Annotated in this window: 18 protein-coding genes and 1 pseudogene; 10 read left to right on the top strand and 9 right to left on the bottom strand. The window is 63.5% G+C overall.

Annotated elements, in window-relative coordinates; translation table 11 throughout:
- Nucleotides 1-5 precede the first annotated feature (5 nt).
- Both NKJ40_RS11955 and lpxB read left to right on the top strand, forming a co-directional pair.
- Nucleotides 6-908 carry an LpxI family protein gene (locus NKJ40_RS11955; protein ID WP_502903705.1) on the top strand — a complete coding sequence of 301 codons (903 nt, stop codon included), beginning with the start codon at nucleotides 6-8 and terminating at the stop codon, nucleotides 906-908.
- Nucleotides 898-2,064 carry a lipid-A-disaccharide synthase gene (gene lpxB, locus NKJ40_RS11950; RefSeq protein WP_352466267.1) on the top strand — a complete coding sequence of 389 codons (1,167 nt, stop codon included), beginning with the start codon at nucleotides 898-900 and terminating at the stop codon, nucleotides 2,062-2,064. Before NKJ40_RS11955 ends, lpxB begins: the two co-directional genes overlap by 11 nt.
- A gap of 95 nt (nucleotides 2,065-2,159) precedes the next feature.
- Here lpxB and gltA read toward each other — a convergent pair whose 3' ends face one another.
- Nucleotides 2,160-3,488, bottom strand: a complete 1,329-nt coding sequence (gene gltA, locus NKJ40_RS11945) for a citrate synthase (RefSeq protein ID WP_292653520.1) — start codon at nucleotides 3,486-3,488, stop codon at nucleotides 2,160-2,162.
- Nucleotides 3,489-3,667: 179 nt separating this feature from the next.
- Nucleotides 3,668-5,089 carry a glutamate--tRNA ligase gene (gene gltX, locus NKJ40_RS11940; RefSeq protein WP_352466266.1) on the bottom strand — a complete coding sequence of 474 codons (1,422 nt, stop codon included), beginning with the start codon at nucleotides 5,087-5,089 and terminating at the stop codon, nucleotides 3,668-3,670.
- A gap of 96 nt (nucleotides 5,090-5,185) precedes the next feature.
- On the opposite strand from gltX, the gene NKJ40_RS11935 reads away from it, so the two are divergent.
- Nucleotides 5,186-7,651 carry a ComEC/Rec2 family competence protein gene (locus tag NKJ40_RS11935; RefSeq protein ID WP_352466265.1) on the top strand — a complete coding sequence of 822 codons (2,466 nt, stop codon included), beginning with the start codon at nucleotides 5,186-5,188 and terminating at the stop codon, nucleotides 7,649-7,651.
- Here NKJ40_RS11935 and lexA read toward each other — a convergent pair.
- Entirely contained in the window at nucleotides 7,645-8,379 is a 735-nt protein-coding gene (gene lexA / locus NKJ40_RS11930; RefSeq protein WP_023674949.1) for a transcriptional repressor LexA, read from the bottom strand. The two genes, NKJ40_RS11935 and lexA, sit on opposite strands and share 7 nt — an antisense overlap.
- 448 nt (nucleotides 8,380-8,827) lie before the next feature.
- On the opposite strand from lexA, the gene kynU reads away from it, so the two are divergent.
- Together kynU and NKJ40_RS11920 are read left to right on the top strand one after the other, a co-directional pair.
- The gene (gene kynU, locus NKJ40_RS11925; protein ID WP_352466264.1) at nucleotides 8,828-10,075 is read left to right on the top strand and encodes a kynureninase; all 1,248 of its coding nucleotides are present in this window, start codon (nucleotides 8,828-8,830) and stop codon (nucleotides 10,073-10,075) included.
- Between the two features lie 97 nt (nucleotides 10,076-10,172).
- Nucleotides 10,173-11,003 carry a hormone-sensitive lipase gene (locus NKJ40_RS11920; protein WP_352466263.1) on the top strand — a complete coding sequence of 277 codons (831 nt, stop codon included), beginning with the start codon at nucleotides 10,173-10,175 and terminating at the stop codon, nucleotides 11,001-11,003.
- Between the two features lie 7 nt (nucleotides 11,004-11,010).
- On the opposite strand, the gene NKJ40_RS11915 is transcribed toward NKJ40_RS11920, so the two are convergent.
- The 5 genes from NKJ40_RS11915 to NKJ40_RS11895 are packed head-to-tail and all read right to left on the bottom strand — an operon-like array spanning nucleotide 11,011 to nucleotide 16,441.
- Nucleotides 11,011-12,216 (bottom strand): molybdopterin molybdotransferase MoeA, encoded by a 1,206-nt coding sequence (locus tag NKJ40_RS11915; protein WP_352466262.1) that lies wholly within the window; start codon nucleotides 12,214-12,216, stop codon nucleotides 11,011-11,013.
- On the bottom strand, nucleotides 12,216-12,722 hold the full coding sequence (gene moaC, locus NKJ40_RS11910) for a cyclic pyranopterin monophosphate synthase MoaC (protein ID WP_352466261.1): 507 nt from the start codon (nucleotides 12,720-12,722) through the stop codon (nucleotides 12,216-12,218). Before moaC ends, NKJ40_RS11915 begins: the two co-directional genes overlap by 1 nt.
- 2 nt (nucleotides 12,723-12,724) lie before the next feature.
- Nucleotides 12,725-13,537, bottom strand: a complete 813-nt coding sequence (trpC, locus tag NKJ40_RS11905) for an indole-3-glycerol phosphate synthase TrpC (RefSeq protein WP_352466260.1) — start codon at nucleotides 13,535-13,537, stop codon at nucleotides 12,725-12,727.
- A gap of 4 nt (nucleotides 13,538-13,541) precedes the next feature.
- Nucleotides 13,542-14,552 (bottom strand): anthranilate phosphoribosyltransferase, encoded by a 1,011-nt coding sequence (gene trpD, locus NKJ40_RS11900; RefSeq protein WP_352466259.1) that lies wholly within the window; start codon nucleotides 14,550-14,552, stop codon nucleotides 13,542-13,544.
- Entirely contained in the window at nucleotides 14,549-16,441 is a 1,893-nt protein-coding gene (locus NKJ40_RS11895) for a SurA N-terminal domain-containing protein (RefSeq protein ID WP_352466258.1), read from the bottom strand. Before NKJ40_RS11895 ends, trpD begins: the two co-directional genes overlap by 4 nt.
- A gap of 142 nt (nucleotides 16,442-16,583) precedes the next feature.
- Between NKJ40_RS11895 and tpiA the strand changes: the two genes are divergently transcribed.
- The 5 genes from tpiA (at nucleotide 16,584) to NKJ40_RS11870 (ending at nucleotide 21,607) form a co-directional block, all read left to right on the top strand.
- Nucleotides 16,584-17,351 carry a triose-phosphate isomerase gene (tpiA, locus tag NKJ40_RS11890; protein ID WP_352466257.1) on the top strand — a complete coding sequence of 256 codons (768 nt, stop codon included), beginning with the start codon at nucleotides 16,584-16,586 and terminating at the stop codon, nucleotides 17,349-17,351.
- A 162-nt stretch (nucleotides 17,352-17,513) separates the two neighbouring features.
- Entirely contained in the window at nucleotides 17,514-17,960 is a 447-nt protein-coding gene (gene secG, locus NKJ40_RS11885; protein ID WP_352466256.1) for a preprotein translocase subunit SecG, read from the top strand.
- 199 nt (nucleotides 17,961-18,159) lie between these two features.
- Complete coding sequence (locus NKJ40_RS11880; protein ID WP_352466255.1) at nucleotides 18,160-19,281, top strand: L,D-transpeptidase; 1,122 nt, start codon at nucleotides 18,160-18,162, stop codon at nucleotides 19,279-19,281.
- Between the two features lie 147 nt (nucleotides 19,282-19,428).
- Nucleotides 19,429-21,057, top strand: coding sequence for a CTP synthase (gene pyrG / locus NKJ40_RS11875; protein ID WP_254817292.1), 1,629 nt, complete (start codon nucleotides 19,429-19,431; stop codon nucleotides 21,055-21,057).
- A 10-nt stretch (nucleotides 21,058-21,067) separates the two neighbouring features.
- Nucleotides 21,068-21,607 carry a DUF1697 domain-containing protein gene (locus tag NKJ40_RS11870; protein WP_352466254.1) on the top strand — a complete coding sequence of 180 codons (540 nt, stop codon included), beginning with the start codon at nucleotides 21,068-21,070 and terminating at the stop codon, nucleotides 21,605-21,607.
- Between the two features lie 30 nt (nucleotides 21,608-21,637).
- Here the strand turns inward: NKJ40_RS11870 and NKJ40_RS11865 are convergent.
- Nucleotides 21,638-23,084 (bottom strand): annotated as a pseudogene (locus NKJ40_RS11865) (NCS1 family nucleobase:cation symporter-1).
- Nucleotides 23,085-23,200: the final 116 nt, after the last annotated feature.

Below are 23,200 nucleotides of genomic sequence, written 5' to 3'. Positions count from 1 at the left end.
AGCAGATGACGAAGATTGAGGCTGCCGGAAAGGGCCTTGATCTCGCGCCAGATGCCAAGGTCGGCATCATCGCCGGCGGCGGCAGTCTCCCGGTCGAAATTGCCCGAGCGCTCGCCCGGCAAGGCAAATCGGCATTCGTCGTGATGGCGGCGGGCGAGGTCGACCGCATAGCCGATTTCGAGCCCTATGAGCAGGCAGTCTTGAGGCTGGAAGACGTCGGCTCGCTGCTGCCGATGCTCAAGCGGCATCACGTTACGCATCTGGTGACCGCGGGTCATATCACGCGCCGCCCCAGGCTGAGCGCCATGCGCCTCAATTTGGGCCTGCTCGCCTGGCTACCCAGCCTCTTCGTCGGTGTGACCCGAGGGGACGATACCGTGCTGAAACTGTTCGTGCGCAGGATCGAGCGCAGCGGCATCAAGGTCGTCGGCGCTCACGAGATCGTGCCGGAGCTGGTCGCCGCCGAAGGCCTGCTGACCAAGGCGGCGCCACGCAAATCCGACTGGCGCGACATCGAGGCGGCGCACGCTGCTGCAAAAGCAATTGGCGCGCTGGATATCGGCCAGGCGGCTGTTGCGGTCGGTGGCCGCGCCATTGCGTTGGAAGGCGTCGAAGGCACCGACGGGCTGCTCGAGCGGACAAGGGAGTTGCGCGGGCACGGCAGGCTGGCTGGCAGGAGCCGTGGTGTTTTGGTCAAATGCGCCAAGCCTGGTCAGGAACTGCGCGCCGATCTGCCCTCTATCGGTCCGCTGACCGTCGATGCGGCGCATGCCGCCGGACTGGCCGGCATTGCCGTCGAAGCCGGTCGCTCGCTGGTGCTCGAAGGTCCCGCCACCATCGGACGTGCCAACGCGCTCGGCCTTTTCGTGGTCGGCCTGCCTGCTGCGGAGCCGGCGCATGGCGAATGACCGGCCGTTGAAGATAGCCGTCGTCGCCGGCGAAGAGTCCGGCGACCTGCTTGGCGCCGACCTTGTGCAGGCGTTAAAGCGGATGACCGGGCGCGAAGTTCGGCTTGTCGGCATCGGCGGCCGCCATTTGCAGGCGCTCGGCCTGGCGCCATTGTTCGACGGCAGCGAGATCGCACTGATGGGGCTTAGCGCCATCCTGCGCGACCTACCGCGCCTGATGCGGCGGATCGGCCATACGGCAAACGCGATTGCCGGTGAAAAGCCCGATTGCCTTATCACCATCGACAGTCCGGATTTCTCGCTGCGCGTCGCCAAGAAGGTGCGTGCTGCCGACCCGACGATCCCGATCGTCCATTATGTCTGCCCGAGCGTTTGGGCTTGGCGGCCGGGCAGGGCGCCGGCGATGAAGCCATATGTAGATCACATCCTTTGCATCCTGCCGTTCGAGGTGAAGGAACTCGCCCGCCTGGGCGGGCCGCCCGGCACCTATGTCGGGCATCGCCTTGCACATGATCCGGGCATAATCAGTGCCGTCAGGGCGCAGGGGCAGCCGCGTGATCTGTCTGCAGATCACGTTAAAACGTTGCTTGTATTGCCCGGTTCGCGTCGTGGTGAGGTGCGGCGCCTGGTTGGGCCGTTCGGCGAAACGGTGTCGATCCTGCGGGCGCGCGGGCACCGCTTGCGCCTGCTGTTGCCGACGGTGCCGCACGTCGCCGACCTGGTCAGGTCCTCGGTCGCGAGCTGGGACGAGAAGCCGGAGATCATCCTCGATGCCGAACGCAAATGGCAGGCCTTCGGCAAGGCCGATGCGGCGCTGATCGCGTCGGGGACGGTATCGCTGGAACTGGCACTGGCGGGTGTGCCGATGATCTCCTGCTACCGGCTCGATCCGGTCATGCGCATGGCGCAGCCGCTGATCAAAGTATGGAGCGCAGCCTTGCCCAATCTCATCGCCGACCGGCCGGTTGTGCCGGAACACTACAATCAATATGTGCGGCCGCATTATCTGGCGCGGCAACTGGAGGCGCTGTTCTTCGATACCGCCTACCGCGCCTGGCAGAAGCACGGTTTTGCCGACATTGCCGGGCGTATGGCAACCGCCAAGCCGTCAGGCGAGATGGCGGCGGGGGTGGTGATGGGGATGGTGAGGAAGTGAGTGAATAGTGAATAGTGAATAGTAGTTTCTAGACAGGGAGCGACGCTTTGCTACTCCCATTCACCATTCACCATTCACCATTCACCATTCATCATTCACCGCTTCGCGATCGGCACATAATCCCGTTCCGGCGCGCCGGTATAGAGCTGGCGCGGACGACCGATCTTCTGGTGCGGGTCCTCGATCATCTCCTTCCACTGCGCGATCCAGCCGACGGTGCGGGCGACCGCGAACAGCACGGTGAACATGGTGGTGGGGAAGCCCAGCGCCTTCAGCGTGATGCCGGAATAGAAATCGACGTTCGGATAGAGCTTCTTCTCAATGAAATAGGAATCGGTCAGCGCGATTTTTTCCAGCTCCATGGCGATGTCGAGCAGCGGATCGTCCTTGATGCCGAGCTCGCCCAGGACCTCGTGCGCGGTCTTCTGCATGATCTTGGCGCGCGGATCGTAGTTCTTGTAAACGCGGTGGCCAAAGCCCATCAATCGGAACGGATCGTTCTTATCCTTGGCGCGCGCAATGAATTCCGGGATGTGATCGACATGGCCGATCTCGCCCAGCATGTTCAGGGCTGCCTCGTTGGCGCCGCCATGTGCGGGACCCCATAGGCAGGCGATACCGGCAGCGATACAGGCAAAGGGATTGGCGCCCGACGAGCCGGCCAGGCGGACGGTCGAAGTCGAGGCGTTCTGTTCGTGATCGGCGTGCAGGATGAAGATGCGCTCCATCGCGCGGGCCAGCACCGGATTGATCTTGTATTCCTCGCAAGGCACGGCGAAGCACATATGCAGGAAGTTGGCCGCGAAATTCAGCTCGTTCTTCGGATAAATGAATGGCTGGCCGATGTGGTATTTATACGCCATGGCCGCGATCGTCGGCATCTTGGCGATCAGCCGCATCGAGGCGACCATGCGCTGATAAGGGTCCGAGATGTCGGTGGAATCGTGGTAGAAGGCCGACAGCGCGCCGACCACGCCGCACATCACCGCCATCGGATGCGCATCACGGCGGAAGCCGGTGAAGAAGCGCGACATCTGCTCATGCACCATGGTGTGGCGCGTCACCCGGTAGTCGAAATCGTCCTTCTGCGCCTTGGTCGGCAGTTCACCGTAGAGCAAGAGGTAGCAGACTTCGAGGAAGTCGCCGTGCTCAGCCAGCTGGTCGATCGGGTAGCCGCGGTGCAAGAGAATGCCGGCATCGCCATCGATGAAGGTGATTTCCGACTCGCAGCTCGCCGTCGACGTAAAGCCGGGATCGTAGGTAAAGACGCCGGTGGTGTTGTAGAGCGAACCGATGTCGATGACGTCAGGTCCTACCGAACCACTTCGTATCTTGAATTCATGGGTTTTGCCGCCGAGTTCCAGCTTTGCCGTCGATGCCTGGGTTTTGCCGCCAAATTCCATTTTTGTCGCAGGTTCGGTCATAGCAAACTCCTTTTTGTTTCCTCAGGCCGGCAAAGGCAAAATATCTGAACCCAACACGTCAAAAGCATCGGAACACGCACATTTGCGCCCGCAATTGAATCTGCGCGCCAGATTAGGCCAAGACCCAATGTTGCACTGCGAAACACACCTTTCAATGCCAATCTTCTTGGGCCAGTTTGCTAATCGATTTGATCAGCGATCCGCGCCAGGCTTTCCTCGCGGCCAAGCACGGCAAGCACATCAAAGACACCTGGCGAGGTACTTTTGCCGGTGAGCGCGGCGCGCAAAGGTTGGGCCACGGCGCCGAGTTTATGGCCGCCGGCCTGCGCATAGTCGCGGATCGCAGCTTCCGCGGAGGCGGCAGACCAGGCCGAAACCGTGGCTAGTGCCGCATGAGCGCCCCGCAGGATCGCGCGCGCCTCACCGCTGAGCAGCGCCGCCGCCTTCTCGTCGACCGGCAGCGGCCGCTCGACGAACAGGAATGCAGCCCCTTCAACAAGTTCGACCAGCGTCTTGGCGCGCTCCTTCAGGCCGGGCAAAGCGGCAAGCAGTTGCGCCTTGCGTCTGTCGTCGAGGCGCGCGGCGATTGCCGGGCCGCCTTCTAGATAGGGCAGAGTGGCGATGAAGATGTCGAGCAGCGCTGCCTCGTTCATGCGGCGCATGTGCACGCCGTTGAGCGCTTCGAGCTTGGCGAAGTCGAAACGGGCGGCGCCCTTGTTGACGTCGCCAATGTCGAACCATGCGATCATGTCGGCGATCGACATGATCTCATCGTCGCCATGGCTCCAGCCAAGCCTCGCCAGATAGTTAAGCAGCGCCTCCGGCAGGTAGCCCATGGCGCGATAGGCCTCGACGCCAAGCGCACCGTGCCGCTTCGACAGCTTGGCGCCGTCGGCACCGTGGATCAACGGGATATGCGACATCGACGGCACCTCCCAGCCCATGGCCTGGTAGATTACGGTCTGGCGTGCGGCGTTGGTCAAATGATCGTCGCCGCGGATGATGTGGGTGATGCCCATGTCGTGATCGTCGACGACGACGGCATGCATGTAGGTTGGATTGCCGTCCGAGCGCAGAATAATGAAATCGTCGAGATCCTTGTTGGGAAAGCGCACGTCGCCCTGGACGCGGTCATGCACCACCGTCTCGCCGTCTGTCGGCGCCTTGATGCGGATCGCCCCCTTGGCGCCGGCCGGCGCCTCCGAGGGGTCGCGGTCGCGCCATCGTCCGTCATAGCGAGGAGGCAGCCCCATGGCCCGTGCGCTCTCGCGCATTGCTTCCAGCTCGGCAGGCGTCGCATAACAATAATAGGCCTTGCCCATGCGAACGAGCTCCTCGGCCACCTCGCGATGGCGCGGCGCACGCTCGAACTGCGACACCGGCTCGCCGTCCCATGCCAGGCCAAGCCAGGAAAGCCCGTCGAGAATGGCCGCGGTTGCCGCATCGGTGGAGCGCTCGCGGTCGGTGTCCTCGATGCGCAGCAGCATCGTGCCGCCTGTGTGCTTGGCATACAGCCAGTTGAACAGCGCCGTGCGCGCGCCGCCAATGTGCAGATAGCCGGTGGGCGAGGGGGCAAAACGGGTGACGACCTTATCGGGCATGGAACTCTCAGGCGGGCGAAGGAAGTGGGTTTGCGGACTTTCGCGCGTTGCGCGTTCATGTAGCATAGGAGGTCGAGGGCGCAAGGGGCAGACCCGATGGCTGTGCGAGGCCGTGGTGCGGGCGAGGGCGAGGACGCTGGTAGCGGCGTCAGCGAACGCTTGCTGTTTGCCGCTCCCCTGCCTGTCCTGCCGACACCGGCATTGCTGCCCGCTCCGCGCTTCGATGCTCCGTCGCTGCCGGCCAGCGACCCAGCAACGGTTTCCGTGCCCGCGGGCGAGCCCATCGTGCGCCTACGCCGGCGTTTCCGCCTTCCGTCACCGTCCCGTATCCGCAACAGCGTAACCTCGGCGGCCGGCCTGGAACTCGACCGCGGCGTCGCCTTCCTGCTGGTGCCGGTGTTCCTCGCATGCGGGGTGGTCGTGTATTTCGCGATGGCGGCCGAGCTGGCCTTCCCACAGCCGATCGCTATCGTCGCCTTGGCAGCCCTTTGTGCCGTCGTCTCGCGGTCATGGCCCAGGACGCGCCTGTGCTTCATGGTGGCGTTGCTCTGCGCGCTTGGCGTGCTTGCCGCCAAGTTCGAGACCTGGCGTGTCGGGACGCATATGCTCGGTTCCGAAATCTCGACGCGGCTGACGGGTCGCGTCGTATCGTACGAGCCCATGGCGAGCGGCCGCATCAGGCTGACGATCGATGTGATCTCAACCGCCAGGCCGACACTGCGCTACATGCCGGAACGGGTCCGCGTTTCGGCGATGAAAATACCGGCTGAGCTGACCGCCGGTTCCGAGATCTCCGGCTATGTGCGGCTGCTGCCGCCGACCGGGCCGGTGCGGCCCGACAGCTATGATTTCTCCTTCGACAGCTATTTCGCCGGTATCGGCGGCAGCGGCTTTTTTCTCGGCAATCCGAAAGTCGTGTCGTCGGGCAGCATCCCGCTTGCCGCGCGGCTTTCTTCGGCGATCGAAGACGCGCGCGAATCCATCGCCGACCATATCCGCAGCCGCATTGGCGGCGCCGAGGGCGAGATTGCTGCTGCGCTGATCGTCGGCGTGCGCGCCGGCATTCCCGAGGAGATCAACGAAGCGATGCGGCGTACAGGCATCTACCACATCATCTCCATCTCGGGGCTGCATATGGCGTTGGTCGCCGGCACCATCATGGCGCTGCTACGCGGCGCCTTTGCGCTGTTTCCCGATTTCTCATCGCGACGGCCGGTCAAGAAATATGCCGCGGCCGCCGCGCTTTTTTCGATTGCGGCCTACCTCGTCTTTTCCGGCATTGTGGTAGCGGCCGAACGCAGCTTCATCATGCTGGCGGTGATGCTTATCGCCGTGCTGTTCGACCGGGCCGCGCTCACCATGCGCAACCTGGCGATCTCGGCCATCGCGGTCATTCTGGTGTCGCCGCACGAGGTGGTCGGTCCGAGCTTCCAGATGTCCTTCGCCGCGACGGCGGCCCTTGTCGGCGCCTATGCAGGCTGGTCCGATTACCTCGCCGGCAGGGCCACCACCCCGCCGCCCCGGCGGTCGCCGCTACGCTTTGCCACTCGAAAGGTCCTGCTGGGCATGGGCGGCCTGGCGATGACCTCGATCATTGCAGGGAGCGCCACGGCGCTTTTCGCCATATGGCATTTCCAGCGCGTGGCGCCGCTCAGCCTGTTCGCCAATCTGGCCATCATGCCCATCGTCTCACTGGTCGTCATGCCCTTCGCCGTCCTCAGTGCGCTGGCGATGCCGTTCGGCGCGGATGGGCCTTTCCTCTACGTGATGGGCAAGGGGCTGACGGCGATGATCGCCCTGTCCGGGTGGATCTCCGAGCGCTCGCCGATCGATGCGGTCGGGCTGATTTCGCTGAGATCCGTCCTTCTGGTGACGATCGCCCTCGTCATTGCCAGCATGGCGACGACCTGGTTGCGGCTCGCGGCACTTCCTTTTGCGCTCGCCGGCTTGCTAACGACAACGCAGACGCGTGTACCCGACGTATTGATCTCGGAGGACGCACGGCTGGTCGCGCTGCCGATCGGCAGCGGTGAACTTGCGGTCAACCGGGCACGCCCGAATGAGTTCACCATCGACAACTGGAAACGCGCGCTCACATCAGAGGCTATCGTCGCGCCGGAAACACCTGGAAAGAACGATCCGCAATTCGACATTGCCGATCCGGCCGACCTACCGCCGGGCATGCCGTTCATTTGCACGGACGGCCTCTGCCTTGCCAGGCATCCATCCGGCGCGATCATCGCGCAAGCCAAGGACCGCGATACTGCACGGCCAGCCTGCGCCTTTGCCAGCTTGATCGTCATCGACGACGCCACCGCCCATAATCCCTGCTACTATGACCGGCTGGTCCTCGTCGTCACCAAACGGCAACTAGCGCGCGCGGGAAGTGCGGCCGTCTATTTCGATCCACAAGCGGCAACACGCGCCGAAATCCGTTTCGCCGTCGAAAAATCATACCGGCCCTGGCACATGCAGCGGAGATTTTCACGCGCGGCGCGGGGCCTGCCGCCATACCGCAGGACCGACAAGCCAAAAGCCGGCGCCAAGGGCGGAGCTCAGTAGCGGCGGATCAGTCCGACGAGCTTGCCTTGCACCTTGACCCTGTCTGGTCCGAAGATGCGCGTCTCGTAGGCCGGATTGGCGGCTTCCAGGGCGATCGAAGCGCCCTTGCGGCGGAACCGCTTCAGCGTCGCTTCTTCCTCGTCGACCAGTGCCACCACGATCTCACCGGGGCTCGCCGTATCGGCATTGCGGATGATCACCGTGTCGCCGTCGAAAATGCCCGCCTCGATCATCGAATCGCCTTTGACCTCGAGCGCATAATGCTCGCCGCCCATGATCATATCCGGCGGCACCGAAATCGAATGCGTCTGGTGCTGGATGGCGTCGATCGGCACACCAGCGGCGATGCGGCCCATCACCGGAATCGAAACGGCGGCGACGACATCGTCGTCATTGCCGGCTGCAGGGACGCGCGATGATGTCGGCTTGCCCTGCCGAGGGGCGCCTTGCCCAAGACTGCCCTGGATGACACTCGGCGAGAACTTGCGTGCCGCATTGAGGCCGGGGGCGATCGAGTCAGGCAGGCGCAGCACCTCCAGCGCACGGGCCCGGTTGGGCAAACGGCGAATGAAGCCGCGCTCCTCCAGCGCTGTAATCAGCCGGTGGATTCCGGATTTGGAAGCCAGGTCGAGCGCTTCCTTCATCTCGTCGAAGGAAGGCGGGATACCGCTTTCCTTCAACCTTTCGTGGATGAACATAAGCAGTTCGTGTTGTTTGCGTGTCAGCATAGCGACCCCCAACAGAATCAGAAAAACAAACCCAGAACAAACACTATCTGTTCCAGTTGTGTTCCGCAACTGTTTAAAGTTTAATGAATGCGTTAAGGCTCGGGAAACAAACCACGCCCTTACCGGAATGCCGCATTTTCACCCGCCGCGAGCCTCATCGCCTTGATTCTGCTGTCGTTTGCGCCCTTCTGGCTTCCTAGAATGCGCCACTGGCATCCGCCGTCGGTCGGCAAAGGGCACGGAAGTGAACCCGTATCGACTGTGTGGTTTGGTCAAAGCACCGTGAACGAAACGAACTCAAAACGCCAACCTCGGGTTAACTCCTGGTTTCCACCGCCTGGTCAGGCTGCCTCTCGCTGGTGGAGCCTTGCTGCGCGCTATCCGGTAATGGAAGAACAGTCGATGCGTGTCCGGCGTTGCGTCGAATCTTTGGGGAAGCAGGCAAATCATGACAGGAATTCCCGATCTCGCGGCCATAAAGGCGATGGATGCCGCAGATCCGCTGCGCGCGATGCGTGACCGCTTTGTGTTGCCGCAAGGAGTGATCTATCTCGACGGCAATTCGCTAGGGGCTCCTTCGCGTGCCGCTTTCGATGAATTGCGCAAGGCCGCGACCGAAGAATGGTCGCATGATCTCATCCGCGCATGGAACACGGCCGGCTGGTTCAACATGCCGCTTGAACTTGGCGACCAGCTCGGGCGCCTGATCGGTGCCGCGACCGGCCAGACGGTGGTCTGCGACACGACGTCGGTCAACATCTACAAGCTGCTGCACGCCGCCATGGCCATGCGGCCGCAGCGGCGGGTCATCGTCGCCGAGGGCGATAGTTTTCCGGCAGACCTTTACATGGCTGAAGGTGTGGTTTCGACGCGAAAAGATACGCTGCTGCGCCTCTCGGGGGTCGACGCGCCGACCATCGAAGAGCTGATCGACGAACGCACTGCCGTGGTGCTGGTGAACCACGTCAACTACAAGTCGGGCGAACTGCGCGACATGCCGGGGCTGACGCGCAGGGCCCAGGAGGCCGGGGCGATGATCGTCTGGGATCTCTGCCACACCGCCGGTGCGATGCCAGTCGAGCTCGACAAGGCAAACGCCGATTTTGCCGTTGGCTGCACCTACAAATATCTGAATGGCGGACCGGGTGCACCTGCCTTCATCTATGCGGCTGAGCGGCATCTTGCCGACATCCAGCAGCCGCTCACCGGCTGGTGGGGCCATGCACGGCCCTTCGCCTTCGAGCCAGGCTATGCGGCCGGCACCGGCATCCGCCGGTTTCTGTGTGGCACCCAGCCGATCCTGTCGATGCGGACGCTGAAAGGCGCGCTCGACATCTGGAACGATGTCGACATGACGGCGGTGCGCAAGAAGAGCATCGCGCTGGCCGATCTGTTCATCGAGCTTGTTGATGCAAGGTGCGGCGCTTACGGGCTCACGCTCGAAAGCACGCGCGACGGGGAAAAACGCGGCAGCCAGATTTCATTCATGCACGAGCATGGCTACCAGATCATGCGCGCGCTGATTGAACGTGGCGTGATCGGCGATTTTCGCGCGCCATCCACCATGCGCTTCGGCTTCACCCCGCTCTATGTCGGCTATGCCGATGTCTGGCAGGCCGTCGAAGTGCTTGAGGACATCCTGCGCACCGGTGCGTGGAAGGATGCGCGCTTCGCCATCAAGGCGGCTGTCACTTGAGATTGATGCGAGAGCTGGAATCGTGAGGCTGGCGACGACGCGCCGCGCGATGCTTACGGCTACGTTGCAAGGCCATATTGCCAAGGGAGGGCGCAGGGTGTTCGAACGTCACATTGCCGATTGGGACAACGCCTATGCCAACGGCGCCAACATAGCCGGCAGCGATCGCTGGCCGGCGGCCTGGATCGAGCCCGCGCGGGTTTTCCGCAACGTGCTTTCGACGCAAGGCAGGGCGCAGCTCGACATGGCCTATGGCGATAACCCACGCAACCGGCTCGATCTTTTCCTGCCGGCCATCAAGCCCAAGGGACTCGTGGTGTTCGTTCATGGCGGCTATTGGATGGCTTTCGACAAGAGTTTCTGGTCGCATCTTGCCGCTGGCGCTGTTGATCGTGGCTATGCGGTTGCGATGCCGTCCTACACGCTCTGTCCGCAGATACGCATTGGCGGCATCGTCAAGGAAGTCGGCGCGGCGATCGGCAAGGCGGCGGCGATGGTCGCAGGGCCGCTGATGCTGACCGGACACTCGGCCGGCGGCCATCTTGTTAGCCGGATGGTTACGGCGACGACGCCGCTGGCGCCCGAAGTGGTCCGGCGCGTTCGTCATGTGGTGTCGATCTCGGGGGTGCACGATTTGCGCCCGATCATGCGCACCGGCATGAACGAGACGATCGCGATCGATGAGGCCGAGGCGCAGGCCGAAAGCCCGGTGCTGCTGCGCCCGATGGACAAGGCCCGCCTGACCTGCTGGGCCGGCGGCGGCGAGCGCGCCGAATTCCTGCGCCAGAGCGCGTTGCTGGCCAATATCTGGATCGGTCTGGGTGCCGCGACCAGCTCGGTGGTCGAGCCTGACCGGCATCATTTCAACATCATCGACGGTTTGGCCGATCCAGACCATCCGCTGACCCGGACCTTGATCTGGGAGTGAGGCAGGTTCAGCGTAGCATCAGCACGCCGCAGGGGGAGCCCGCCGCCGCGGCAGGCGCGAACGGCGCGCGGACGATCAGCCCGTTGGCATCGGCCAGCATTTTCAGCATCGAGGAGTCCTGGATGCCGAACGGCGTCGCCACGAGCGTACCGGCGTCGTCTGTGACAACAGCCCGCACATAATCTTGCCTGAGATCGTTGGCCGGCATGGCAGCACCGAGCCGTGCCTGACGTATATCCTGCTGAAAGGCGCGACCGCCGAGGCGCGCCAGCAGCGGCTTCAGGAAGAGCTGGGTGCAGACCAGACTCGCCACCGGATTGCCGGGCAGGCCGATGCAGCGAATGTCGCCCAGCCGCCCGAACATCAGCGGCTTGCCCGGCCGCATGGCGATCTTCCAGAAATCGAGCGTCACGCCTTGCCCGGTCAGCACGTCATGGACGAAGTCGTGGTCACCGACCGAGGCACCGCCCAGCGTGACGATGACGTTCGCGCCAGCCTTCACGGCCTTTTCAACCAGCGCAGCGATCGCCTCCCTGCGGTCCGGCGCGATGCCAAGGTCGAGCGCGCGCGCACCGACCGACTGTGCGGCAGCGGCGACACCATAGGCGTTGGAGGAGATGATCTGGTCGGGGCCAAGATCGCTGCCCGGCGGCAGCAATTCGTCGCCGGTGGCGATGATGGCGACCAGCGGCCGTTTGACCACGCGGACCTCGGGGTGGTTGGCCGACGCCGCCAGCGACAAGGCCGCCGGATCGAGCAGGCGGCCTTTGGGCAGCAGGACATCGCTCTTGGCGAAATCGAGCCCGAGGCGGCGGATGTTGCGCCCCTGCACCGTCGGTTCCGTCACTTCGACGCTGCCGCCACCGAGATCGCGGACGTTCTCCTGGATGACGACGGTGTCGGCGCCTTCGGGAAGCGGCGCGCCGGTAAAGATGCGCACGGCCTGCCGCTGCTGCACCGTTCCGGCAAAGCCGCGTCCGGCCGGCGCCATGCCGATCACCGAAAGCCTTGCCGGTACGGACGCGATGTCGGCCGCCCGCACGGCATAGCCGTCCATGGCGGAGGCGTTGAACGGCGGCTGGGTGCGGAGCGCCACAACCGGCTCCGCCAGCACGCGGTCGGCGGCATCCAGCAGTGCGACGCGTTCGCCCGGCAGCGCTGCTGCGCCGTCCAGCAGACGCTCGAGCGCCTCGGCAACTGGGACTAGCGCCATTATCGGCCTGCCTCGGTGGCCCCGTCTCCGGTGATCTTGTAGTCGCCGGATTTGCCGCCGGTCTTTTCAACCAGCCTGATGCCGGAGATGACCATGGCGCGGTCGACCGCCTTGGCCATGTCGTAGATGGTCAGGCAAGCGACCGAGACGGCGCTAAGAGCCTCCATCTCAACGCCGGTCTTGCCGGTGACGCGGGTCAATGCCGTCACTTTCAGGCCGGGCAGCGCGGCGTCCGGCTCGATATTGACAGATATCTTGGTCAGCAGCAGCGGATGGCAGAGCGGGATCAGTTCATGCGTCTTCTTGGCCGCCATGATGCCGGCAATGCGCGCGGTGCCCAGCACGTCGCCCTTCTTGGCGTTGCCGGCGAGGATCATGTCCAGCGTCTCGGGCCGCATCGATACGAAGCCCTCGGCGACTGCCGTGCGCACCGTCTCAGCCTTGTCGCCGACATCGACCATATTGGCTTCGCCCTGCGCGCCAAGATGGGTGAGGGCGGCAGCCATCGTCAGATCGCCTCTGCCGGCGCCTTGCCCGTCAAAAGCAGGTGGGTTGCCACGGCCACGTCCTGTTGACGCATCAGGCTCTCGCCGACGAGGAAAGTGGCGATGCCGCTCCGCTCCAGCCGGCGGCAATCGTCATGCGAAAAGATACCGCTTTCGCTGACCAGAAGGCGGTCGGCCGGCACCATCGCGACCAGCCGTTCCGAGGTCTCGAGGCTGGTTTCGAAGGTCCGGAGATTGCGGTTGTTGATGCCGATCAGCCGCGATGACAGCCGCAGCGCACGTTCCATTTCCGCCTCGTCATGCACTTCGACCAGCGCGTCCATGCCCAGCCCGAAAGCTGTCGCTTCGAGTTCTCTTGCCAACGCGTCGTCGACGCTGGCCATGATGATCAGGATGGCATCGGCGCCCCAGGCCCTGGCCTCGTAGACCTGATAGGGGTCGAACAGGAAATCCTTGCGCAAGGCAGGCAATTCGACGGCGGCGCGCGCATTGCTGAGGAACGCGGGCGCCCCCTGGAAGGAGGGCGCGTCGGTCAGCACCGAAAGGCAGGCGGCACCGCCTTTCGCATAGGCCCTGGCCAGCGCCGGCGGATCGAAATCGGCGCGGATCAGGCCTTTGGACGGGCTAGCCTTCTTGATTTCGGCAATCAGCGCGAACCTGCCGGATTTGCGCTTTGCCTCAAGGGCGGAAAGAAAGCCGCGCGGCGCGTCGGCATCCGTCGCCCGTGCCTTGATCTCGGCAAACGGCACTTGCGCTTTGGCCGCCGCGATCTCGTCGCGCTTGTAAGCCTCGATCTTGCGCAGGATGTCGGACATAGTTTTAACCGTTCGAAATCTCGACCAGCCTGTCGAGCACTTTTAGCGCGCGGCCGCTGTCGATGGCCTGCGTTGCCGTCACCATGCCGTCGGCAAGTGTCGTCGCCTTGCCGGCCACCACCAGCCCGGCGCCGGCATTCATCAGCACCGTATCGCGAAAGGCGCCGGCGGCGCCGCCGAGCATGTCGCGCATTGCCTGGGCATTGTGGGCGGCGTCGCCGCCGCGCAACTCGTCCTTGGTGTGACGCGTCAGCCCGACTGCTTCAGGGGTCAGCGTAAAGCTGCGTATCTCGCCGCCGGCCAATTCGGCGACCTGCGTCTCGCCGGTGGTGGTGATCTCGTCATAGCCGTCGCCATGGACGACCCAGGCATGGTCGGCACCAAGCTCCTTCAACGTTTCTGCCACCGGCATGATCCATTCGGGCAGGAACACGCCGACCATCTGCCGTCTGACACTGGCCGGATTGGAAAGCGGGCCCAGCAGGTTGAAGATGGTGCGGGTGCCGAGCTCGACCCGGGTCGGGCCGACATGCTTCATCGCCGGGTGATGCGCCGGCGCGAACATGAAGCCAACGCCGGCCTCGTGGATGCAGCGGCCGATCGTCTCCGGAGGGATGTCGATCTTGACGCCCAATGCGATCAGCACATCGGCGGCGCCGGTCAGCGAGGACAGTCCGCGATTGCCGTGCTTGGCGACGGGCACGCCGCTGCCGGCGATGACGAAAGCGGATGCGGTCGAAATGTTGACGCTGTGCGAATTGTCGCCGCCGGTGCCGACAATGTCGATGGCGCCCTCGGGAGCTTCGACGCGCAGCATCTTGGCGCGCATGGTGGCGACGGCGCCGGCGATCTCGCTGACCGTCTCACCGCGCACGCGCAATGCCATCAGGAAGCCGCCGATCTGGCCGGGGGTGGCATCGCCGGACATGATGATGTCGAAGGCCTCGCGCGCCTCCTCGAACGAAAGAGCGCTGCCGGCGGCGACCTTGGCGATGTGGATCTTCAGCGCGCTCATCTGGCCAGGGCTTGGGTTACGGCCGTCTGATCGATGCGGACGTCATATTGCGTCTGCAACTGCGCCACCAACTGGTCGAGCAGATCGTCGGACATGCCGGAGGTGAAGGATTTCTGTGCGTCCTGGGGTACTGAGCTGGCGTCGGCCCCGGCGGGCTCGAATACCTCGGCAACCTTGAACAGGATCTGTCCGTCGCCGGTGGGCGAGGGGATCAGCCCGGTGCCGCCTTCGCCGACGCCGAACATCGCGGCGGCCCCTTCCTTGCCGAAATCGACGTCGTCAGCATCGCGCTTGACACCGCGCTTGGTCTGCTTTTCGAGCTTGAGCTCACCGGCGATCACCTCGAGCGTGGCGCCGGCCTTGAGACGCTTCTCGAGCTCTTGTGCCTTTGCGGTAAGCCGTTTGGTAGTCTCCGCCGCGGTCCAGTCGGCCACGACCTTCTGGCGGACTTCGTCCAGCGTGCGGTCACGGGCCGGCGTGATCGCGCTCACGTCGTAGAAGACGAAGCCGTTATCGGCGGTGGTGAGACCTTCATTGTCGGTTCCGGGTTCGGATTCGAACACCGCCTTGATGAGGGCCGGCGATTCCGGCAGGTCTTTGACGATGCTTTCATCCGGCCTTCGGCCGGTGCGGTCGATGGCGTCGATAGTGACGACCTTCAGCTTCAATTTGGCGGCTGCCTCGGCGAGCGAACTGCCGGAGGCGCGCGTATCCTCATAATTGTCGTGGACGTCCAGCAAGATGCGGCTTGCCTCGCCCAGTGCCAGATCCTTGCGGATCTGCTCGGATACTTCGGCCAACGGCTTCACCACTTCCGGCTTGATCTCGGTGACGCGCAGCAGAACGGGGCCAAAGGCGCCTTGCACGGCCGGGCTGACTTCATTGACGTTGAGCTTGAAGGCAGCATCGGCAACCGCCTTGTCGGCGATCTTGTCCTTGGCCAGCGTGCCGAGCAGCGTGTCGGCCGGCGTCTTGCCTTCGGCGGCGACGATCTTGTCGAAGGTCGCGCCGGTCCTGAGCGAATCGAGCGCCGCCTTTGCAGCGTCAGGCGTCTTGAATACAAGCTGCTCGATGGTGCGCATCTCCGGCGTGGTGTAGCGCGCCTTGTTCTTGTTGTAGTCGTCGCTGACCTGTTGGTCGGTCACCGCGCTCAAATCCATGATGTCTTCCGGTTCGAGCCTGACATAGGAGAACTTACGGTATTCGGGCGCGGCGTAGGTCTTCTTGTTTTCCCCGAAATAGGCCGAAAGCACGCTGTCGGACGGCGCTTCTATCGGCTCGACAAGCGATTTCGGCAAGGTCAGGTAATCGATGGTGCGATCTTCGCCGCGATAGAGCGCGACCGCCTTGAAGAACGTATCCGGAGCCTTGAGGCCATCCGAAACCGCCTCGACGATCTGCTGGCGGACCGCGACCTGGGCGCGGTTCTTCAAATAGTCTTCCGGCCGCATGCCGATCTGCCGAAGCAGGTACTCGAAGGTTCGCCTGTCGAAGGTTCCGCCAGGCCCTTTGAACGCCGGGTCTTCACGCGTCAGTTCGGCGAGCCGGTCCTTGGACAGGCCGAGGCCGAGCTTGCGGGCCTGCTCGTCGAGGACGGCGCCCGACACGAGTTGCGCCAGCACCTGGTTGTCGATGCCGAGCGCCGTCGCCTGCTCACGGCTGATGCGCTGACCGAATTGCTGCGACATGACGCTGAGCTGGCGATCGTAGGCGAGGCGGTATTCGTTAATCGAGACCTTGGTGCCTCCGGCCGTAATCACGGCGTCATGGCCGGCAAGACCGCCCATCAGCCGCCCCGAGATGCCCCAGATGGCGAAGCTCAACACCAACAATGACAGCAGCAGTTTCGCGACCCAGGTCCCCGCCGCGCTTCTCAACATACCAAGCATGAGTACTTCCGATTTTTGCGCATTTCGCATGCGCCGAGTCTGAAACAAGCGCAATAGCGCCCTTCCTGCCCACTGTCGATTGCTTTGTGGCCTGATTTTGATAGTGAGGGCCAGCTTGAAATTGCCCGGAGAAACAAATCCTATGACGCCTGGAATCCGCCCGCTCGTCGCCGGCAACTGGAAAATGAACGGCACCAGCGCCTCGCTCAACGAGCTCAGGATGATCGGCAACGGCTTCATGAGCGGGCTCGACGCAGAGACCGAAGCGGTGGTCTGCGTGCCGGCGACCTTGCTTGCGCACGCCGCCGAGATTCTGTCGCGCACGCCGGTGCGGGCCGGCGGGGAGGACTGCCATACCGAGGAAAGCGGCGCCTATACCGGCTGCATTTCGGCCGAGATGCTGAAGGATGCAGGTGCCAGCCATGTCATCGTCGGCCATTCCGAATGCCGCGCCGATCGCAAGGAAGACGATGCCATTGTGCAGGCCAAGGCCTCCGCTGCATGGCGCGCCGGGCTGGTGGCCATCATCTGCATTGGTGAGACAAGAGCCGAACGCGAAGCAGGAGCCACGCTCGACGTGCTGTCGCGCCAGGTCTCTGGCTCGGTCCCGCCAAATGCCACGGCGTCCAACACCGTCATTGCCTATGAGCCAATATGGGCGATCGGCACCGGCTTGACGCCGACTGCCGCCGACGTCGCCGAGGCACATGCCCATATCCGCGAAGAACTGGCGCGGAAGCTTGGCAATACGGCGGCCAAGATGCGCATTCTCTACGGCGGCTCGGTCAAGCCGTCCAACGCCGTCGAGCTGCTCGGCGTCAGGAATGTCGACGGCGCGCTGGTCGGCGGCGCCAGCCTGAAGGCAGCGGACTTCCTCGGCATCGCGGAAGCCTATCGAAACATCGCTTGATACCGGGACAGCTTGCTGGATTTGAGCGACGGCCGGCGCCGAAATCGTTGCAAAGGACGCATTGCTCCCCATATTCCGGCCACGGGCTTGGAAATGCCGTCAAAGCATTGTATTGAGCCGCCTCCAAATCAGCGGCCGCGCAAGGCCTTGCCAGGATAAATTATGGAAACCGTACTGATCGTCGTCCACCTCATGGTCGTGCTCGCGCTTGTCGGCGTGGTGCTGCTGCAGCGCTCCGAAGGCGGCGGCCTCGGCATCGGCGGCGGATCGGGCTTCATGACTGCGCGAGGCGCCGCCAATGCGCTGACGCGGGCGACGGCGATCCTGGCCGCGGCTTTCTTCGTCACTTCGCTGACACTGTCGATTGTCGCGCGTTATGGCGAGAAGCCGATCGACATTCTCGATCGCGTGCCGGCAACCTCGGACGGCAAGGGCGTACTCAACCAATTGCCCGGAACCACGACGCCGACGCCGCCTTCGGGCACCACGGCGCCGACCCCGCCGTCCGGCAATGGTGCGGCAACGACGCCGCCGGCAACCGCTCCGGCGACGCCGCCAGCGACAAACGGCGCCACAGCGCCGGCCACGCCGCAGGTCCCCAACCAGTAATCGGGCAAGTTATGCCGCGATCTGTTGTCGTTTGAACACAGTCGCGGCAAATGCCGCACGATCAAGAAGATTCGACCGCGCCTCACGCTTGAGGCGCTTCCGGCTAATCGATTATACGTTGCACGCGGCATTCTCGGCGTCCTTGGGGGGCGCCGGGCGACGCCGTGGGCAACAAGCATTGAACGATCGGATCTTCCCCATGCAGCTTCGCAGCTTCATTTTTGCCGGCCTTTGTGCCGTGCTCAGCCTAGGTGCGCCCGCTTACGCGGCCATGCCGACGGCAAACTCGGCCCACAAAGCCGCAACAACAACCGACGTCGTCAAGGTCGCTGCCAAAAGCGATGCAGCGCAATTGAAGCTTCTCAAGAAGAAGAAAGATCCGACGCCGGACGACCTTGCGCAGATCCGCAAGATCGAAGCCAAGATCGCGGCCGACAAGGAAGCCGCTCGCGCCAAGGCACTCGAAGCCAGGAAGCTGGCGATGCGGGAGGCGGCGAAAGCCAAAGCCGATGCGGAACGGCAGGCATTCCTTGCCAAGAAGGGCCAGCCGCTCGCGGCGGCTAAGGTGGCTGACGCCACGCCGGCCAAGAAGAAGACCGTCAACATCATCGAACCGATTACGCCTATCGCGCCGATCCAGTCGGCCGAGCCGATCCCGGCCGAGGCCATGAACGTTGCGCTGACCGGCAACAATGGCGAGTTGCGCAGCGAACCGGTTGGGCAGAAGCCGCAGAGCGTCGGGCTGTTCGCGGGACTGTTCGGCGGCACATCCTCTTCGTCGATGTCGCTGCTTCCGGAGACGCGCGCGCTCGACGCCGCGCTCGAAAGGAAACAGGCCAAGCGGCAGTTGAAGGTCAAGCCGGAATTCGTGCCGCAGGAGGTCGAATTCACCGGCTACAACCCCGGCACCATCGTCATCGATACCAGCGCCCGTCGCCTCTACCTCGTCGAATCATCGTCAACCGCCCGCCGTTATGCCATCGCGGTCGGCCGGGAAGGCCTGCAGTTCAAGGGTACGGTTGCCGTCGGCGACAAGCAGGAATGGCCCCGCTGGATTCCGACGCTGGATATGCAAAAGCGCGAACCCAAGCACTATGGCCAGTACAAGGACGGCATGCCCGGCGGCGGCGACAATCCGCTCGGTGCGCGCGCCATCTATCTTTACGACGGCAAGAAAGATACCCACCTGCGCATTCACGGCACCATCGCGCCGCAGTCGATCGGAACCAGCGCCTCCAATGGCTGCTTCCGCATGATCAACGAGCACGTAATGGATCTCTACCGCCGGGTGAAAGTAGGCACCAAAGTCGTCATCATCTGACGCTTTGACAGATCGTGCCAAAAGGGCCGGCCTCGCCGGCCCTTTTGTTTTGATACGCCAACGACCAGAGCGCCTTCTTGGGAAAAAGCCTTCGCGGCGGTTTTTTCTCTGGCGGAATCAATTCGGCCGCGTTAAGCGATGACTCCCATGGCGCGATATGTATTCATCACAGGCGGCGTGGTTTCCTCACTTGGAAAAGGCATTGCTGCAGCGGCCCTTGGGGCTCTCTTGCAGGCGCGAGGCTATCGCGCACGCATCAAAAAGCTCGATCCCTATCTCAATGTCGATCCAGGCACGATGTCGCCCTACCAGCACGGCGAAGTCTTCGTGACCGATGACGGGGCCGAGACCGATCTCGATCTTGGCCATTATGAGCGCTTCACCGGCCGCTCGGCCAACCAGCAGGACAACATCACCACCGGCCGCATCTATAAGAACATCATCGAGCGCGAGCGGCGCGGCGACTATCTAGGCGCCACCGTGCAGGTCATTCCGCACGTCACCGACGAGATCAAGAACTTCGTCCTCAACGGCAACGACGACTACGATTTCGTGCTGTGCGAGATCGGCGGCACCGTCGGCGACATCGAAGCGATGCCGTTCCTGGAGGCGATCCGCCAGCTCGGCAACGACCTGCCGCGCAACAACGCCGTCTACGTCCACCTGACCTTGATGCCTTACATTCCGACAGCGGGCGAACTGAAGACCAAGCCGACGCAGCATTCGGTCAAGGAGTTGCGCGGCATCGGCATTGCACCCGACATACTGCTGGTCCGCGCCGACCGGCCGATCCCCAAGGAAGAGCGCAGAAAGCTGTCGCTGTTCTGCAATGTCCGCGAAAGCGCCGTCATCCAGGCGCTCGACGTGCCGCATATCTACGACGTGCCGATGGCCTATCACAATGAAGGGCTCGACTCGGAAGTTCTGGCCGCCTTCGGCATCGATCCGGCGCCGAAGCCGCGCATGGAACGGTGGCAAGCGGTATCCAACCGCATCCACAATCCGGAAGGCGAAGTGACCATTGCCGTCGTCGGCAAATATACCGGCCTCAAGGACGCCTACAAATCGCTGATCGAGGCGCTGTCGCATGGCGGCCTCGCCAACCGGGTCAAGGTCAAGCTCGACTGGATCGAAAGCGAGATATTCGAGAAGGAAGACCCGGCGCCGTGGCTGGAGAAGGTCCATGGCATTCTCGTCCCCGGCGGTTTTGGCGAGCGCGGCTCGGAGGGCAAGATCCTGGCGGCGAAGTTCGCGCGCGAGCGCAAGGTGCCGTATTTCGGCATCTGCTTCGGCATGCAGATGGCCTGCATCGAGGCGGCGCGTTCGCTGGCCGGCGTCGAGCACGCATCATCGACCGAGTTCGGCCCGACCGAGGAGCCGGTCGTCGGCTTGATGACCGAATGGCTGAAGGGCAACATGCTGGAAAAGCGCAGGGAAACCGGCGACCTCGGTGGTACCATGCGGCTCGGTGCCTACCAGGCCGACCTCGCCAAGGGATCGAAGATCGCCGAGATCTATGGTGATACGCAGATTTCCGAACGCCATCGTCACCGCTATGAGGTCAATGTCGACTACAAGGAGCGGCTCGAGAATTGCGGCCTGGTGTTTGCCGGCATGTCGCCGGACGGCGTGCTGCCGGAAACGGTCGAATATCCCGACCACCCCTGGTTCATCGGCGTGCAGTACCATCCCGAGTTGAAAAGCCGACCGCTCGATCCGCACCCGCTGTTTGCCAGCTTCATCGAGGCGGCGGTAGAGCAGTCGCGGCTGGTCTAGACTAGCCGCCATGCAAACTTACCTCGCGCTGCTCTACAGCATTGTCCTGGGCGAGGGGCGGCGGGTCGTCATGTCCGATCTGAAGGCGATGGCCGAAGGCCTGGGTCTGAATAACCCGCGCACGCTGGTAGCGACCGGCAATCTGGTCTTCGAGGCGCAAGAAACAGAACTTGCGGCGTTGGAGCAGCGGCTGGAGGCGGCGTTCGCAAAGACTTTCGGCCGCCACGTCGACATCATCGTGCGCCGCGCCGACGGCTGGCTGAGGCTGGCGGCCGGCAATCCGTTCCCAGCCGAATCGGCCGAGGCCGCGGACCAGGTGGCGGTGCGCGTGATGCGGGCGCCCGTTCCCGCCGAGACCGCCGCGGCGCTAGAGGCCTATGCCGGCAACGACGAGAAGCTGCGGATTGTCGGCGGCGACATCTGGATCGTCTTTTCCCGCGAGACGCCGAGTTCGCGGCTGCTTGCGGCGGTGAGCCACAAACGTCTCGGCATCGGCACCTCGCGCAACTGGAATACAGTGCGCCGCCTGGCCAAGATGGTCGCTGAATAAACGGGGCGGCTCGCGCCGCCCCGAGTCCGTTCAGGCCTTGGCTATCCTGGCTCCGGCACCGAGTGCCATCGTGCGCAGCACGTAGTAGATGACGCCGGCAATTGCCACGCCGAAGAACCAGCCATAGACGCCCCACCATGACGGCAGCAGGCTGGTGAAGTTGGGCAGGATCGAGGAGAAGACCGCGCGGCGGCGATGAAGGCATTGACATGCCAGCCGCCTTGAAAGCGGAATTCGCCATTCTCCCTGTAGAGTGCCTCGACGTCGACATCGCCCTTCCGGATCAGGTAGTAGTCGACCATCATCACGCCGAAGATCGGCCCCATCGTCGCGCCAATGATGTTGACGAAGGAGGCGGCACCGCCTTCCCAGGGCGCGAATGGATAGAGCACCAGCGCGATCAGCGCCGCGATGTAGCCGCCCTTCTTGAAGTCGATCTGGCGTGGAAAGACGTTGGAGAAGTCGAAGGCCGGCGACAGTTCGCCACAACATTGATGCCGAGCGTCGCCACCGCAAAGGTCAGGGCTGCGAGCGCCGCCAGGAACCAGCTGTCGAATTTCGCCGAAATCTGGTCGGGATGCAGCAGCACCTCGCCATAGACGTCGAAGGCGGCGATCGTGGTCACGCCGGCGACCAGCGAGAACAGGACAAGATTGATCGGCAGGCCCCAGATGTTGCCCTTGCGCAGCGATGCCTTGTCCGGGGCATAGCGCGCGAAATCGCAGAAGTTGAGATAGAGCGCGGAGAAATAGGTCACCCAGATCGCCGCCACCCCAAACAGCGAGGTCCAGGAGCCCGGCGTGCCCGGCACGCCCGCGTCCTTTGTCTTTTCCAGCAGCACATCCATCGGGATGTCGCTGGTGAAGGCGAAGGTGCCTGCCTTGATGCAAAGATAGATCGCCAGGATCAGCATCATCACCCACACCGCCGGTCCGGCCCAATCCTGGAAGCGGCGCACCGTTTCCATGCCCTTCTGGATGATCAGGAGCTGCAGCGCCCAGATGACGACGAAGCAGATCACCTCGAGCCCGGAGTGGCCGAGGAAATGTGTGCTCTGGTTGAAGTCGGCGAACCACTGCGAGCGGATCAGCAGGGCTACGATCGCGCCGGAGGCGGCCGCCGTCTGCCCGCCGTACCAGAAGCAGGCGACGATGGCGCGCAGCAGCGCCGGTATGTTGGCGCCCCAGATGCCGAAGGAGGCACGCGCCAGGACAGGGTAGGGTACGCCGGTCTTCACGCCGGCATAACCGACCATGTTCATCAACGCATAGATGGTCAGCGAACCGATACCGATGGCGATGATGAAGTTGACGAAGCCACCGCAAAACAGGAACAGGCTGGCCGCCAGATAATAGCCCCACAGGCTGTGGACGTCCGACGTCCAGACGTTGAAGATCGAGAACGGTCCCCAGTTTCGAACCTTCGCCGGGGCGAGATCCTCATTGTACAGGTCCGGTGATGCGCCTTGTATGGTCATTGCTATGTCCTCCCCTTGTCCTCCCCTTGCAACCGCACGCGCCTCCACGCATGGCACGCAGGTTAAGCCTGACGCAGGGGAACCGGCAAGCAGACGATTTGCCGGCTTGGGGCTTA

Source organism: Mesorhizobium sp. M0119 (genome assembly GCF_040322615.1).
Taxonomy (GTDB): domain Bacteria; phylum Pseudomonadota; class Alphaproteobacteria; order Rhizobiales; family Rhizobiaceae; genus Mesorhizobium.
Note: the sequence above shows the minus strand (reverse complement) of the source record. Positions and strands in the feature narration are given on the sequence as shown.

Coding starts and splice junctions, on each gene's coding strand:
- NKJ40_RS11955 (WP_502903705.1), top strand. CDS start 6: ATGACGAAGATTGAGGCTGCCGGAAAGGGCCTTGATCTCGCGCCAGAT.
- lpxB (WP_352466267.1), top strand. CDS start 898: ATGGCGAATGACCGGCCGTTGAAGATAGCCGTCGTCGCCGGCGAAGAG.
- gltA (WP_292653520.1), bottom strand. CDS start 3,488: ATGACCGAACCTGCGACAAAAATGGAATTTGGCGGCAAAACCCAGGCA.
- gltX (WP_352466266.1), bottom strand. CDS start 5,089: ATGCCCGATAAGGTCGTCACCCGTTTTGCCCCCTCGCCCACCGGCTAT.
- NKJ40_RS11935 (WP_352466265.1), top strand. CDS start 5,186: ATGGCTGTGCGAGGCCGTGGTGCGGGCGAGGGCGAGGACGCTGGTAGC.
- lexA (WP_023674949.1), bottom strand. CDS start 8,379: ATGCTGACACGCAAACAACACGAACTGCTTATGTTCATCCACGAAAGG.
- kynU (WP_352466264.1), top strand. CDS start 8,828: ATGACAGGAATTCCCGATCTCGCGGCCATAAAGGCGATGGATGCCGCA.
- NKJ40_RS11915 (WP_352466262.1), bottom strand. CDS start 12,216: ATGGCGCTAGTCCCAGTTGCCGAGGCGCTCGAGCGTCTGCTGGACGGC.
- moaC (WP_352466261.1), bottom strand. CDS start 12,722: ATGGCTGCCGCCCTCACCCATCTTGGCGCGCAGGGCGAAGCCAATATG.
- trpC (WP_352466260.1), bottom strand. CDS start 13,537: ATGTCCGACATCCTGCGCAAGATCGAGGCTTACAAGCGCGACGAGATC.
- trpD (WP_352466259.1), bottom strand. CDS start 14,552: ATGAGCGCGCTGAAGATCCACATCGCCAAGGTCGCCGCCGGCAGCGCT.
- NKJ40_RS11895 (WP_352466258.1), bottom strand. CDS start 16,441: ATGCTTGGTATGTTGAGAAGCGCGGCGGGGACCTGGGTCGCGAAACTG.
- tpiA (WP_352466257.1), top strand. CDS start 16,584: ATGACGCCTGGAATCCGCCCGCTCGTCGCCGGCAACTGGAAAATGAAC.
- secG (WP_352466256.1), top strand. CDS start 17,514: ATGGAAACCGTACTGATCGTCGTCCACCTCATGGTCGTGCTCGCGCTT.
- NKJ40_RS11880 (WP_352466255.1), top strand. CDS start 18,160: ATGCAGCTTCGCAGCTTCATTTTTGCCGGCCTTTGTGCCGTGCTCAGC.
- pyrG (WP_254817292.1), top strand. CDS start 19,429: ATGGCGCGATATGTATTCATCACAGGCGGCGTGGTTTCCTCACTTGGA.
- NKJ40_RS11870 (WP_352466254.1), top strand. CDS start 21,068: ATGCAAACTTACCTCGCGCTGCTCTACAGCATTGTCCTGGGCGAGGGG.